The 12,967-nt window shown below is 69.5% G+C and carries 19 protein-coding genes; 13 read left to right on the top strand and 6 right to left on the bottom strand.

Annotation, left to right across the window (positions count from 1 at the left end):
• The first annotated feature begins 28 nt into the window (after positions 1-28).
• Complete coding sequence (locus ACFYXV_RS05700; protein WP_389382060.1) at positions 29-427, top strand: cupin domain-containing protein; 399 nt, start codon at positions 29-31, stop codon at positions 425-427.
• A 9-nt stretch (positions 428-436) separates the two neighbouring features.
• Here the strand turns inward: ACFYXV_RS05700 and ACFYXV_RS05695 are convergent, their stop codons facing one another.
• Positions 437-727: a PLD nuclease N-terminal domain-containing protein gene (locus tag ACFYXV_RS05695; protein ID WP_383344348.1), complete on the bottom strand. Its 291-nt coding sequence runs from the start codon at positions 725-727 to the stop codon at positions 437-439.
• Positions 728-817: 90 nt separating this feature from the next.
• Between ACFYXV_RS05695 and ACFYXV_RS05690 the strand changes: the two genes are divergently transcribed.
• The 3 genes from ACFYXV_RS05690 to mqnP are packed head-to-tail and all read left to right on the top strand — an operon-like array spanning position 818 to position 3,668.
• Complete coding sequence (locus tag ACFYXV_RS05690) at positions 818-2,275, top strand: menaquinone biosynthesis decarboxylase (protein ID WP_383344345.1); 1,458 nt, start codon at positions 818-820, stop codon at positions 2,273-2,275.
• Positions 2,272-2,748 (top strand): hypothetical protein, encoded by a 477-nt coding sequence (locus ACFYXV_RS05685; protein ID WP_389382059.1) that lies wholly within the window; start codon positions 2,272-2,274, stop codon positions 2,746-2,748. Before ACFYXV_RS05690 ends, ACFYXV_RS05685 begins: the two co-directional genes overlap by 4 nt.
• A complete protein-coding gene (gene mqnP / locus ACFYXV_RS05680) occupies positions 2,745-3,668 on the top strand; it encodes a menaquinone biosynthesis prenyltransferase MqnP (RefSeq protein ID WP_385467367.1) in 924 nt (307 codons plus the stop codon). The genes ACFYXV_RS05685 and mqnP overlap by 4 nt, the downstream gene beginning before the upstream one ends.
• Positions 3,669-3,672: 4 nt before the next feature.
• Here the strand turns inward: mqnP and ACFYXV_RS05675 are convergent, their stop codons facing one another.
• Positions 3,673-4,284, bottom strand: a complete 612-nt coding sequence (locus ACFYXV_RS05675; RefSeq protein WP_389382058.1) for a rhomboid family intramembrane serine protease — start codon at positions 4,282-4,284, stop codon at positions 3,673-3,675.
• Between the two features lie 77 nt (positions 4,285-4,361).
• Between ACFYXV_RS05675 and ACFYXV_RS05670 the strand changes: the two genes are divergently transcribed.
• The gene (locus ACFYXV_RS05670) at positions 4,362-5,045 is read left to right on the top strand and encodes a UbiX family flavin prenyltransferase (protein ID WP_385467370.1); all 684 of its coding nucleotides are present in this window, start codon (positions 4,362-4,364) and stop codon (positions 5,043-5,045) included.
• On the opposite strand, the gene ACFYXV_RS05665 is transcribed toward ACFYXV_RS05670, so the two are convergent.
• Positions 5,046-5,180, bottom strand: a complete 135-nt coding sequence (locus ACFYXV_RS05665) for a hypothetical protein (protein WP_383344330.1) — start codon at positions 5,178-5,180, stop codon at positions 5,046-5,048.
• A gap of 138 nt (positions 5,181-5,318) precedes the next feature.
• Here ACFYXV_RS05665 and ACFYXV_RS05660 point away from each other — a divergent pair, with 138 nt between their 5' ends.
• The 5 genes from ACFYXV_RS05660 (at position 5,319) to ACFYXV_RS05640 (ending at position 9,720) form a co-directional block, all read left to right on the top strand.
• Positions 5,319-5,774, top strand: coding sequence for an Lrp/AsnC family transcriptional regulator (locus ACFYXV_RS05660; protein WP_030161227.1), 456 nt, complete (start codon positions 5,319-5,321; stop codon positions 5,772-5,774).
• 72 nt (positions 5,775-5,846) lie between these two features.
• Complete coding sequence (gene mqnE, locus ACFYXV_RS05655) at positions 5,847-7,010, top strand: aminofutalosine synthase MqnE (protein ID WP_048474516.1); 1,164 nt, start codon at positions 5,847-5,849, stop codon at positions 7,008-7,010.
• Positions 7,011-7,104: 94 nt separating this feature from the next.
• Positions 7,105-7,629: a GNAT family N-acetyltransferase gene (locus ACFYXV_RS05650; RefSeq protein WP_385467375.1), complete on the top strand. Its 525-nt coding sequence runs from the start codon at positions 7,105-7,107 to the stop codon at positions 7,627-7,629.
• 158 nt (positions 7,630-7,787) lie between these two features.
• On the top strand, positions 7,788-8,054 hold the full coding sequence (locus tag ACFYXV_RS05645) for a DUF4229 domain-containing protein (protein ID WP_048474625.1): 267 nt from the start codon (positions 7,788-7,790) through the stop codon (positions 8,052-8,054).
• Positions 8,055-8,400: 346 nt separating this feature from the next.
• Entirely contained in the window at positions 8,401-9,720 is a 1,320-nt protein-coding gene (locus ACFYXV_RS05640) for a dicarboxylate/amino acid:cation symporter (protein WP_385467378.1), read from the top strand.
• 54 nt (positions 9,721-9,774) lie between these two features.
• Here ACFYXV_RS05640 and ACFYXV_RS05635 read toward each other — a convergent pair whose 3' ends face one another.
• Positions 9,775-10,095 (bottom strand): hypothetical protein, encoded by a 321-nt coding sequence (locus ACFYXV_RS05635; RefSeq protein WP_389382057.1) that lies wholly within the window; start codon positions 10,093-10,095, stop codon positions 9,775-9,777.
• A 137-nt stretch (positions 10,096-10,232) separates the two neighbouring features.
• Here ACFYXV_RS05635 and ACFYXV_RS05630 point away from each other — a divergent pair, with 137 nt between their 5' ends.
• A complete protein-coding gene (locus tag ACFYXV_RS05630; protein ID WP_389382056.1) occupies positions 10,233-10,631 on the top strand; it encodes a peptidoglycan-binding domain-containing protein in 399 nt (132 codons plus the stop codon).
• Positions 10,632-10,635: 4 nt separating this feature from the next.
• Here the strand turns inward: ACFYXV_RS05630 and ACFYXV_RS05625 are convergent, their stop codons facing one another.
• Positions 10,636-10,884 carry a DUF397 domain-containing protein gene (locus tag ACFYXV_RS05625; protein WP_385467385.1) on the bottom strand — a complete coding sequence of 83 codons (249 nt, stop codon included), beginning with the start codon at positions 10,882-10,884 and terminating at the stop codon, positions 10,636-10,638.
• The gene (locus tag ACFYXV_RS05620) at positions 10,881-11,741 is read right to left on the bottom strand and encodes a helix-turn-helix domain-containing protein (protein WP_385467388.1); all 861 of its coding nucleotides are present in this window, start codon (positions 11,739-11,741) and stop codon (positions 10,881-10,883) included. The genes ACFYXV_RS05625 and ACFYXV_RS05620 overlap by 4 nt, the downstream gene beginning before the upstream one ends.
• A 155-nt stretch (positions 11,742-11,896) precedes the next feature.
• Between ACFYXV_RS05620 and ACFYXV_RS05615 the strand changes: the two genes are divergently transcribed.
• Both ACFYXV_RS05615 and ACFYXV_RS05610 read left to right on the top strand, forming a co-directional pair.
• A complete protein-coding gene (locus tag ACFYXV_RS05615; protein ID WP_385467391.1) occupies positions 11,897-12,337 on the top strand; it encodes an ATP-binding protein in 441 nt (146 codons plus the stop codon).
• A gap of 179 nt (positions 12,338-12,516) precedes the next feature.
• Positions 12,517-12,825 carry a hypothetical protein gene (locus tag ACFYXV_RS05610; protein ID WP_389382055.1) on the top strand — a complete coding sequence of 103 codons (309 nt, stop codon included), beginning with the start codon at positions 12,517-12,519 and terminating at the stop codon, positions 12,823-12,825.
• The last annotated feature ends 142 nt before the right edge of the window (positions 12,826-12,967 follow it).

Here is a 12,967-nt window from a genome sequence, read left to right as displayed (position 1 = left end):
ATTCTTACAGCCGCCTTGAACGTGTTCAATGCCAGACGGGCCGCAGGGGCGGGAGCTCCCCGTCACCGTTCAGCGTGCCGAGAAGGCCGGTGAGTTCCCGGCGCAGGGCGGCGAGGACGACGCGGGTGCCGAGCTCGGCCTCCAGCTCGTGCAGGACCCGCCCGGCGACGGCGAGGTGCTCCTCCGCGGCCCGGAGCACTCCGTCGACCGCGAACAGGTGTGGACGGTCACCGCGGGCACCGTGCGGGTCACGTCGGCCGGCCGCACGGAGGAGATCGCGGCGGGCCGGACCCTGGTCCTCCCGCCGCACGTACTGCGGCGCGTCCACGCCGTGGAGGCGGCCGAGGCCCACGTGGCGATGCGCTCGGACGCCCTGGTCACGGTCCCGGGAGAAGAGGAGCCCCGCGTCCTGCCCTGGGCCCGGTGACGGGGAACGTCAGTCCTTGTCCTTGTCCTTGTCGCGGTCCTCGTTCAGGGAGCGCAGGAACTCGGGGTTGTCGTCGGGGGCGACCCACTGGGTGCGCCGCGCACGTCCGCCGCCCACCGCGGAGCGCTGCCGGCCCGCGAACAGCCAGACCACCGGTCCGACGATCGAGAACAGCAGGATGATGATCACCCACACCACCTTGGGGAGGTGCTTGACCTCTTCCTCCGGCGTGTTCAGACAGTCGATGAAGGCGTAGATGGTCAGCGCGATGATCAGCAGGAACGGCAGATAGCGCAGCACGGTGTGGGACCGACTCCCCAGCAGTGACGGGGGACCCGCCTCGGGCCCCGGTGACACCCCCAGGCTAGCCGGTGACGGATACTGGCCCCTATGGCTTACGACGATCTCCGCTCGCTGCTCCGGGCTCTGGAGCGAGAGGGCGACCTCAAGCGCATCAAGGCCGAAGTCGACCCGTACCTGGAGATCGGGGAGATCGTCGACAGAGTGAACAAGGCGGGAGGTCCCGCCCTCCTCTTCGAGAACGTCAAGGGCTCGGCGATGCCGCTCGCCATGAACGTCTTCGGGACCGACCGCCGCCTCCTGAAGGCCCTCGGCCTCAAGTCGTACGGCGAGATCAGCGAGAAGATCGGCGGCCTGCTCAAGCCGGAGCTCCCGCAGGGGTTCATCGGCGTGCGCGAGGCCTTCGGCAAGCTGGGCTCGATGGTGCACGTGCCGCCGAAGAAGGTGAAGGGCGAGTCCGCGCCCGTCCAGGAGGTCGTCCTCACCGGCGACGACGTGGACCTGGACCGGCTCCCGGCTCTCTTCACCTGGCCCAAGGACGGCGGGTCCTTCTTCAACCTCGGCCTCACGCACACCAAGCACCCCGAGACCGGCGTGCGCAACCTCGGCCTCTACCGCCTCCAGCGCCACGACAAGCGCACCATCGGCATGCACTGGCAGATCCACAAGGACAGCCGCAACCACTACGCGGTCGCCGCCAAGCGCGGCGAGCGCCTCCCGGTCGCGATCGCCTTCGGCTGCCCGCCGGCCGTGACGTACGCGTCGACCGCGCCGCTGCCCGGCGACATCGACGAGTACCTCTTCGCCGGGTTCGTCGCGGGCAAGCGCATCGAGATGGTCGACTGCAAGACCGTCCCGCTCCAGGTCCCGGCCAACGCCGAGGTCGTCATCGAAGGCTGGCTGGAGCCGGGCGAGATGCTCCCGGAGGGCCCCTTCGGCGACCACACCGGCTTCTACACCCCGCAGGAGCCGTTCCCGGCCCTGAAGATCGACTGCGTGACGATGCGCAAGCGCCCGCTCCTCCAGTCGATCGTCGTCGGCCGCCCGCCCACCGAGGACGGCCCGCTCGGCCGCGCGACGGAGCGTTTCTTCCTCCCCCTCCTCAAGATCATCGTGCCGGACATCGTGGACTACCACCTGCCCGAGTCGGGCGGCTTCCACAACTGCGCGATCGTCTCGATCGACAAGAAGTACCCCAAGCACGCCCAGAAGGTCATGCACGCCATCTGGGGCGCCCACATGATGTCGCTCACCAAGCTGATCATCGTCGTGGACTCCGACTGCGACGTCCACGACCTGCACGAGGTGTCCTGGCGGGCCCTCGGCAACACGGACTACTCCCGCGACCTCACCGTCGTGGAAGGCCCGGTCGACCACCTCGACCACGCCTCGTACCAGCAGTTCTGGGGCGGCAAGGCGGGCATCGACGCGACGAAGAAGCTCCCCGAGGAGGGCTACACCCGCGACGGCGGCTGGCCCGACATGGTGGAGTCCGACCCCGCGACGGCGGCCCTGGTGGACCGCCGCTGGAAGGAGTACGGCCTGTGAGCCCGATTGTCGTGGGGGGTCCCCAGCTCTTCCTGGGCGCCGGCGAGGTCTACGTGGCCCTGCTGCGCCCGGAGATCGACCCGGCGGACCCGGGCGTCCGGCTGGCCGCCGAACAGACGGGCGTCACGCCCGAGGAGTTCGCCGGACCCGGCGACGTCTGGGCGCTGATGTACGAGGACGGCCCGGGCCACGGCGAGTTCGAGCTGCCCGGCGCACGGGACGTCGAGGCGGACGGCTTCGCGGAGCAGCTCCAGGCCGCCCTGGCCTCGGGCGAGCCGTTCACCATCGAGGCCGGGGACTTCCTGCGCATCGACGCCCGCCCGGCGGCCGACGCCTGGCGGCTGACCGCCCGGGTCACCCCGCCCGAGGAAGAGGAGGACGGCGCCGCCGCCCCCCGGACCCTGGAACTGGGCGCGCTCCCGGCGGCGCAACTGCTCGCCGACCTCGAAGACTTCCGGAGAGCACTCGCATGATGACGACCGCCGACGGGGTGATCGGGTCCGGCCCGGCGCCGCAGCCGACCGGCAAGGTGAAGGCGTTCCTGCGGCTCGTCATGATCGAGCACTCGGTCTTCGCGCTGCCCTTCGCCTACATCGCGGCGCTGACGGCCATGTTCCGGCTCGACCGCACCATGCACTGGGCCGAGCTGCTGCTCGTCACCGTCTGCATGGTGGGGCTGCGGACCTTCGCGATGGCCGCGAACCGCATCATCGACCGCGAGATCGACGCCCGGAACCCGCGCACCGCCGGGCGCGAGCTCGTCACGGGCGCCGTATCCGTACGGTCGGCCTGGACGGGGGCCGGCATCGCGCTGGCCGTCTTCCTCGGGTCGGCGGCGCTGCTGAACCCGCTGTGCCTGGCGCTGGCGCCGGTCGCGGTGGTCCCGATGGTCGTGTACCCGTACGGCAAGCGGTTCACGAACTTCCCGCACGCGATCCTGGGCCTCGCCCAGGCGATGGGGCCGGTGGGCGCCTGGCTGGCGGTCACGGGGGAGTGGTCCTGGGACGCGGTGATCCTGGGCCTGGCGGTGGGCGTCTGGATCGGCGGCTTCGACCTGATCTTCGCCTGCCAGGACGTGGCGGCGGACCGCGCGGACGGAGTGAGGTCGGTGCCGGCCCGCTTCGGCGTCCCGGCGGCCCTGTGGGGGGCGCGCGGCGCGCACGTCGTGACCACGGCCCTGCTGGCCTGGTACGCGGTGGCGACGGACGCCGGCCCGTTCTTCTGGGCGGGCCTGGTGATCGTCGTGGCGGCCTTCCTGTACGAGCACACGATCGTGAAGCCGCACGACCTGTCGCGCCTGAACCGCGCCTTCTTCACGGTGAACGGCTTCATCGGCATGGCCCTGTTCGTCTGCGCCCTGGCGGACCTGGTGGCCCGCGGCCTGTCCCTCTAGGACGCTAGGACACGTCGCGGACCGGGGCGGGCGCGGCCGGGCGGCGGTGGAGCACTGCCGTGGCCACGCCGGCCACCAGGCCGATGAGGTGGGCGTACCAGCCGACCCCGGAGTCCGTCGGCAGGACGCCGAGGAGGAAGGTGCCGCCCCAGACCGCGGCGACGGCCAGACCCACCACCGCGTTCAGCGGCTTCCGCTCGACGAAGCCGCGGACCACCACGTAGCCGAACAGGCCGAAGACCAGCCCCGAAGCGCCCGCGCCGAGGGTGTTCGGCGGTGCGACGAGCCAGCAGCCGATGCCGACGGCGAGGGTGATCAGGGCGCTGACGGCGAGGAAGCGCCGTATGCCGCCCAGCGCGGCGATGAAGCCGAGGACCAGCAGCGGGACGCTGTTCGACGCCACATGGCCGAAGCCGAAGTGCAGGAACGGGTGGGCCACGATGCCGATCAGCCGGTCGGGGTCCCGTGGGGATATGCCGTACGCGTCGAGGGCGTGCCCGGTGACCAGGTCGACCAGCTCGATCAGCCACAACAGGGCCACCCAGCCCGCCATCAGTTTCCCGGCCGCCTTGGCACGGTCCGTCCCGCTCCACTCCTGGAGCTGTGCCTCGGTCACGTCCTGATCCCCCCGCCGTCGGTGCTCGGGTCACCTTACTCAGCGTCGTCCGCCGGTGGCCGGATAGTCTCGGAGCTATGACTGACGGCAAACGCACCCCGTGGGTGGTCGGGGTTTCCGGGGCGTCCGGGACGCCGTACGCGGCGGCGGTGATCCGGGGACTGCTGGCGGCGGGGGAGAGCGTGGACCTCGTGGTCAGCCGCGCCTCGCGGCTGACGCTCCTCGACGAGACGGGCATCGCGTTCCGCGACGCGCACTGGCGGGACGATCTCGCCGCCTGGCTGGAACGCGGGGCGGACGGCAAGCCCGCGACCTTCGCACGGCCGGAACTGGACGACGTCCGCCACTGGGGCGCCGGGGACCTGGCCGCCGGGCCGAGCTCGGGCTCGTATCCCGTGAAGGGGATGCTGATCGTGCCGGCGTCCACGGCCTGTGTGGCGGGAGTGGCGCTCGGGCTGTCGAAGGACCTGCTCCAGCGCGTCGCGAGCGTGACGCTCAAGGAGCGGCGCCGGCTGGTGGTCGCGGTGCGGGAGACCCCGCTGAACGGACAGACGCTCAAGCATCTGGTGGCGCTGGACGAGGCGGGCGCAGTGGTGCTGCCCGCCTCTCCGGCGTTCTACGCGGGTGCGACGCACATCCAGGACCTGGTGGATTTCGTCGCGGGGCGGGTGCTCGACGCGGCAGGGGTGCCGCACCGGCTGTACCGCAGGTGGGAGGGGGAGCTCGGTGCGGCTTCCCGCCCCCCGGGAGGCAAGCGGTGACTAGCGCTTCTTGTCGGTGCGCAGCTTGCGGGTCCGGTCGACGCGGCGGGCCGCGGCGGGCTGGTCGGTGCGGGATCGGTTGGCCAGCTCCTGGAGCTGTCGCATGTGCGCGTAGGCCATCTCGATCGTGTGCAAGGTGAACCACTCCTGATGTCGTCAGATCAGCGAGATCATCGCCGATCTGTTGAAAGATTCACAGGGTGTTGACCCTGTGTGCCTTTGATTCTATACGTAAACTTGCGGGATCGCCGAATAATGGAAGGCTCCAGGTATATGGACGCGGTGGATAGGCAGCTCATCCAGGCACTTCGTGAGAACGGACGTGCCTCGTACGCGGAGCTCGGCCGGCTCGTCGGCCTCTCCGGCCCCAGCGTCACCGACCGGATCAACCGGCTCGAATCGGCCGGCGTGATCACCGGCTACCGGGCGACCGTCAACGCGGCCTCGCTCGGCCTCGGCGTCACGGCCCTCATCGGCATCTCCCTCTCCGACGCCGCGGACCACGAGGACGTGGCCCGCCGCCTGCGAGACCTGGCGGAGATCGAGGACTGCTGGTTCATCGCCGGGGACGACTCGTACATGCTCAAGGTCCGCGCGGGCGACGTGGACGGGCTGGAGCGGATCATCCGCAAGCTCTCCAGCACCAAGGGCGTCTCCCGCACCCGTACCACCATCGTGCTCTCCACGAAGTGGGAGAACCGGGTCGGGGACCTGCCCGAAGAGGGCTAAGAGTACGGTTGCGGGGTCGGGCAAGGCAGGCGGCAGGACAGACAGATGGACAACCGAGGAGGCGACCGGCCGATGGACGCTGGGCTCAAGCGTGAGCTGGAGGAGAAGGTCCGTTCCGGCGAGCGGCTGACCCGTGAGGACGGCATCGCCCTCTACGAGTCCGACGACCTGGCCTGGCTGGGCGGCCTCGCCCACGAGGTGCGTACGCGCAAGAACGGTGACGTCGTCCACTTCAACGTCAACCGCCACCTCAACATGACGAACGTGTGCACCGCCTCGTGCGCCTACTGCTCGTTCCAGCGCAAGCCGGGCGAGAAGGACGCGTACACGATGCGCATCGAGGAGGCCGTGCGCCTGGCCAAGGCCATGGAGAACGACAACCTCACCGAGCTGCACATCGTCAACGGCCTGCACCCGAGCCTGCCGTGGCGGTACTACCCGCGCTCGCTCTCCGCGCTGAAGGAGGCGCTGCCGAACGTCTCGCTGAAGGCGTTCACGGCGACCGAGATCCACCACTTCGAGACGATCTCCGGCATGTCGGCCTCCGACATCCTGGACGAGCTGATCGAGGCCGGTCTGGAGTCGCTCACCGGTGGCGGCGCGGAGATCTTCGACTGGGAGGTCCGCCAGCACATCGTGGACCACAAGACCCACTGGGAGGACTGGTCGCGCATCCACCGGCTGGCGCACTCCAAGGGCCTCAAGACCCCGTCGACCATGCTCTACGGGCACATCGAGGAGCCGCGCCACCGCGTGGACCACGTACTGCGGCTGCGCGAGCTCCAGGACGAGACCGGCGGCTTCCAGGTCTTCATCCCGCTGCGCTACCAGCACGACTTCGTGGACATGCAGGACGGCAAGGTCCGCAACAAGCTCCAGGCGCGCACGACGATGGCGACGGGCGCGGAGGCCCTCAAGACCTTCGCCGTCTCCCGGCTGCTGTTCGACAACGTGCCGCACGTGAAGGTCTTCTGGGTCATGCACGGCGTGCAGACCGCCCAGCTGGCCCTCCAGCACGGCGCGGACGACATGGACGGCTCGGTCGTCGAGTACAAGATCACGCACGATGCGGACAACTACGGCACGCCGAACAAGCTCGGCCGTGACGATCTGCTGGAGCTCATCCGCGAGGCCGGCTTCCGCCCGGTCGAGCGCAACACGCGCTACGAGATCATCCGCGAGTACCCCGGCCCGGACGCGGACCTGCGCGAGACCCCGCAGGCGATGCGCGTCTGACGCCGCAGACCTCCCGAAGGCCCTGGTCCCACAAGGACCGGGGCCTTCCGCGTAGCTGCTTGCCGGTGTCGAAAGTAATAGATAATCTCCGTTCATGACCCTTACTTTTACCTTCGATCCGGTTGCCGACCCCGCCTTGGCCGAAGGCGTCGCCGCCCTGTGGGTCGATGCCTCCAACGCGGGCGGCGCGGTCGGCTTCGCGTCCGAGATCACCCTGGACGACGTCCGCCCCGAGGTGGCCAAGCACTTCGCGGCGGTGGCCGAGGGGCGCAACAGCCTGCTCGTCGGGCGCGACGGCGCGGGTCGGGTCGTCGCCTTCGCGTCCATCGCCCGCAACGCGCACGACCTCCAGGCCCACTGGGTCTGGGTCTACACCGTCATGGTCCACCCCGAGCTGCAGGGCCGCGGCGCGGGCCGCGCGCTGATGGCCGCCGTGGAGGAAGCCGCCCGTTCGCTCGACGGCATCGAGGCGGTGCGGCTCGGCTGCCGCGGCGGCCTGGGCCTGGAGCACTTCTACGCGGCCTGCGGCTACAAGGAGGTCGGCCGCGTCCCGGGCGCCATCCGAGTGGCCCCGGGCGACGACCGGGACGACATCACGATGCTGCTGCCGCTGTACTGACCCCCGGCGGATGACGCCGGCGGGTGACCCCGGCGGGTTTGTCCGAACCTGCGCCGTGCTTCACTGGACGGGCACGCAGTCGACCGAGTGCGAGTACCGACGAGAGAGAAGGGGTCACCGTGTCCCTCAAGCCGAGCGCGACGATCCGCTACACCGCGATGCGGCTGGGCATCTTCGTCGGATGCCTCGTCCTGGTCGCCGTCCTGGTCAACGTAGGCTGGGTGCCCGCCGGCCTCGGCGACGCCAACCCCGTCTGGGTCGTGCTGCTCGCCCTCGTGATCTCCGCGCCGCTCTCCTTCGTGCTGCTGCGCAAGCAGCGCGACGAGATGTCCGCGCAGATCTCCGGACGCGTCGCGGGCGCGAAGGAGAAGCTCGCCGCGAACCGCTCCCAGGAGGACGCGGCCGACGACGCCGCCCGCGCGTAAGTTCCCGCGCCCGCGCGAGTTCCCGCGCACGCGTTAGCTGCGTCACACTCCGAATCGCCACGCACCACCCCGAACCGCCCCCGCGCCTGGACTCCCCTGCGCGCCGGGGCGGTTCGGCGTTTTCGCGGTGCGTCCCTGACTCAAAGTGCACCTTTGAGATCCTCAAAGGGAAAGTGTTAGCGTGTTAAACATGTTGACCACAGTTGCGCACGAAATGACCGCGAGCGTCCCGCTCGTGGCGCGCCTGCACGTCGACCTCTGCCGCCGCGTGTCCGCGGCCTGTTGTGGCTGTCGCTGAGCCCACGCCGTTCTTCTTCCCCCCTTCTTTGCGCATCACCACCGGAGTGTGTCCGTGTCCGCGACCCCTCAGGCCCCCGCCAAGGCCTCCTTCAAATTCCCGTTCTGGGCCCAGATCGTCACCGGTCTCGTGCTCGGCGTCCTGTTCGGCTGGCTCGCCCGCAGCCAGGACGTCAGCTGGCTCGCCAAGACCCTTGAGCAGGTCGGCGACATCTTCGTCCAGCTGCTGAAGCTGGCCGTTGCCCCGCTCGTCTTCTTCGCGATCCTGGTGTCGATCACCAACCTGCGGAAGGTGAACAACGCCGCCCGCCTCGCCTCGCGCACGCTGCTCTGGTTCATGATCACCTCGCTGATCGCGGTCGGCATCGGCCTCGCGATCGGCCTGCTGACCAACCCGGGCGCCGGAACCGGCCTCACCCCGCAGGACGGCAAGCTGCCCAAGCGCACCGGCTCCTGGCTCGACTTCCTGACCGGCATCGTGCCTACCGACGTCATCACGCCGTTCACCGAGCTGAACGTGCTCCAGATCGTCTTCATGGCCGCCGTCGCCGGTATCGCCGCCCTCCAGCTCGGCGACAAGGCCCAGCCGATCCTCACCGTCGCCGAGTCGGTCCTGGAGCTCCTCCAGAAGGCCCTGTGGTGGGTCATCCGCCTCGCCCCCATCGGCACCGTCGGCCTGATCGGCACCGCGATCGCCTCGTACGGCTGGGAGCTCATCGGCAAGTACGCGACCTTCACCGCGGACGTGTACATCGGCTCCGCGCTCGTGATGTTCGGCGTCTACCCGCTGCTGCTGGCCACGGTCGCCAAGGTCAACCCCATCCAGTTCTTCAAGGGCGCCTGGCCCGCGATCCAGCTGGCCTTCGTCTCCCGCTCCTCGGTCGGCACGATGCCGGTCACCCAGAAGGTCACCGAGCGCCTCGGCGTCCCGAAGGAGTACGCCTCCTTTGCCGTCCCGTTCGGTGCGACGACGAAGATGGACGGCTGCGCCGCGATCTACCCGGCGCTCGCCGCGATCTTCATCGCGCAGATCTTCGACGTCCAGCTCACGATCACCGACTACCTGCTGATCGCCTTCGTCTCGGTGGTCGGCTCGGCCGCCACGGCCGGCCTGACGGGCGCCACGGTCATGCTGACCCTGACCCTCTCCACCCTGGGCCTGCCCCTGGAGGGCGTCGGCCTGCTGATGGCGATCGACCCGATCCTCGACATGATGCGCACCGCCACCAACGTCGCCGGCCAGGCCCTGGTCCCGGTCGTGGTCGCGGCCCGCGAGGGGATCCTGGACAAGAAGGCCTACGAAACGGCCTCCTCCTCCCCCCTGGACGAGCCGGCCGCCGACCGCACCCCGGTCCCGGTGGCGGCCTGACCGTCCCACCCGCTCGCGGCCCCCGCCCCCACCAGGGCGGGGGCCGCGGTGCGTTCAGCCCAGGGAGGCCCCGCTGAAGTAGGCGATCGCGCCGAGCGCGAGCGGTACGGCGTACCACCAGGGGTTCATCGTCCGGCGGTACACGGGCAGGAGGGAGAGGAGCAGCCCGGCGAAGCTGATGCACAGCGCGAGGCCGGCCATGGTCGCGGCCTCATCGCGCATGTGCCGGTTCCCGGGCGCGATCGGTTCCCCGGCGAGCAGGAGGAAGCAGATGTACGCCGCGGGCAGGTAGACGAGGACCAGCGGGACGCCCAGGACCCACTGGAGGCAGCCCCGGTCCTCGGGCAGGTCGATCGATTCGCGCCCGTAGGTCATCGCACTGCCTTCTTCACGTCGCCGAGCCTGTGCTGGGCCCAGTGTGAGCCGAACGGCATGTGTCTCCCGATGAGCTGCACTTCGGACATGGCTAGAATCTGCTGGTCATGTCCATGCTAATACGGGGATTTCCGCATATGAAGCTTCGCAACACGTGGCAGGCGCTCGCCGGAATCGGGGCCTCGCTGGCCCTGGTCACCGCCTTCTCCGGAACCGCTGAAGCCCGCCCGGGGGCTCCGTGGATCGGCTACGGCTACTCGACCTCTGGACCGGGCGTCAAGTGCGCGCAGATGTTCGCCGGCCTGTACGGGAACGTCGGCCACCCGGTCGCCAAGGACGGCCGATATGGACCGGAGACGCAGGACGCGATCAAGCGGTTCCAGGTCCAGGCCGGTAAGTGGCCGTACTACATCCAGCTGACGGCGGACGGCATCGTCGGTCCGGCCACCGGAAAGGCCATGCTGAAGTTCGCCAAGGAGGACTACAGCCTGGAGCCCGCCGACTACGTGTCCTGCTCCATCGAACTGCCCAGCTGATCCGTCAGCTGCCGCTGGCGTGGGCCACGAACCCGGCCCACGCACCCGGCCCGAAGGTGAGGTGGTCGCGCTGGACGTCCTTGGAATCCCGGACCAGGACCGCGCCGGGGGTGTTGGCCACCTCGACGCAATCGTTGCCGTCACTGCTGTCGCTGTAGCTGCTCTTGGCCCAGGCGACCTCGATGCAGTCCTCCCCGTTGCTGCTGCTGCTGTAGCTGCTCTTGAACCAGTCCAACTCGGCGTGGTGGATCATGTTTCTCCCAGCAGTTCCTCGATGAAGGCTCGCGATTCTCGGGGCGTGAGCGCCTGAGCTCGGATGATGCCATAGCGCAGTTCGAGGATTCGGAGCTGTCGGGGATCAGAGACAGGGCGACCGTAGAACACCCCGTCTGCTCGCCCCACCGCAGAACCATCGGCGAACTTCAGCAGCTCGATCAGCCCTTCCATCCCGGCATGGTCGTCCCGGTCGGTTGGCATCACTTGGAACTCGATGTTCGGCAACTGGACTACCTCCAAGAGGTGTTCGAGTTGTCGGCGCAGCACCATTGTGCCTCCGATCGGACGGCGGAGCGTGACCTCTTCCTGGACAAAGCTGAGTGCCGGGCCGGGGCTACGCTGGAAGATCGACTGACGCGCCATGCGGCCGGAGACCATCCGCTCCATCTCGTCCGGGGTGTAAGCGGGGCGCATCGTGCGGAACAGCGCCCGCGCGTACTCCTCGGTCTGCAACAGGCCGTAGATGTTGTGGTTGTTGTAGGTGCCGATCTCCACGGCCTTGGCCTCCTTCCGCTTCAGGTCGCGGATCCTCTTCGGGTAGCGGACCTGCTCCAGGTCGGCCTTCATGGCTGTGATCTTGCCTCCAGCCCCCAGCACCTCATCCGCGCGATCCAGGTACTCGGGGCGCGGGATCCGCTTCCCCGCCTCGACCTTGCGGACCTGGTCCTCCCCGTACTGGATGGCGGCCCCGAACTCGGCGGCCCGCATGCCGGCCGACTCGCGCCACGCCTTGAGCTGCCGGCCCAGCGCGGCCACCACCGCCACGCCCTGCTCGTCCTCCGGGTCGACGTCCCAGCCGGGTTCTTCCGTACCGTCACTGCTGTCCACGCTCATGCGCGCCCACCTCCGACGAACCGATGTCCTCAGCGCCCCGTACCCGTCGCTTCGGTCCGGACAGCGGTGACAGCCCTGGACAAGCACCGGACAAACAAGGGACGTACAGGCGATGTCCCTTTCCACGGTACGCACGCACGGCCACGCTGAGTGACGTGATTCCTCAACTCGTCGACTTCCACGTCCAGCTGTCCGCGACCCCGCGCGGAGCTCGGCTCGGCCGCATGCTCGCCATCGAACAACTCCGCGCCTGGGGACTCCCCTTCGAGGCGCCGGGGCAGATCATCGCCGAGCTCTCCGCCAACGCGATCACCCACGGGCGCGTGCCGGGGCGGGACTTCAAACTCGCCCTCACCGTAACCCCCGAGACCCTGTTGATCGAGGTGACGGACACCCGGAGCGACCGCATCCCGGAGATCGGCGATGCGGGCCGCGGGCTGCTCCTGGTCGAGGCGCTGGCGGACCGCTGGGGCGTCAGGGAAGGGCCCGCACCCTGGAAGGCGGTGTGGGCCGAGCTGTCGCTCACCCGCGGTCTCCTGAGGCGGTCCGATAATCCGTTGGGCGAGCCGGCGAGCGCTGCTAAGAACGCGGAGTGACTGTGATTGTTTGTGCTGCCTGTGGGTTCGCCCTCACCGGCCCACTGACCGAGCTGCCGGTGTTGCCCGCCCGTCCCGGGGACCGGTGCCTGCCCAAGGCCGACGGATCGCGCCGTGCCACGGCGACCGTGCCGCTCGGCTTCTACGCTCTGGACCCCGAGCCCTGGGGTGCACCTCTCGTGCCCTGTGACGAGCCCCGCCCCGTCTTCGGCGGCGGCCCCTGCGTCGGGGACCCGGACGACGTCGAGGGCTTCTTGGTGTCCGCCGGCACGCGGAACACGGTGGTCCTGCACCCCGACGATGCCCGCGGTCTCCAGGAGGACACCGACTACGCGAGACATGCCAGCGGATGCTGCGGTCTCCACGGCCACGGGGGCATGAACCGCAAGTGCCGCTGCGGCACGCACGTCGGCACCCTCGCCAACGACTGCATCACCGCGTACGAACTGCACCTGGAACCCTCCCGGGTGCGCTTGACCACGGACTGACCCTTCGCCTCGCCCCCGTTCGGCCCGCGCGCCGCTCGGAGGGCGGGCGGTCCACCGAGGTCACGGACGCCAGGGGCGGCCGCATCCCGGAGGTCCGCGATCCGGCGGCTTCCGACGCAAAAGACCAAAGAACCGGGGGAAA

The sequence above is a fragment of the Streptomyces sp. NPDC002181 genome, from assembly GCF_042890485.1.
GTDB lineage: Bacteria > Actinomycetota > Actinomycetes > Streptomycetales > Streptomycetaceae > Streptomyces.
This window is presented reverse-complemented; position numbering and strand designations above follow the sequence as displayed.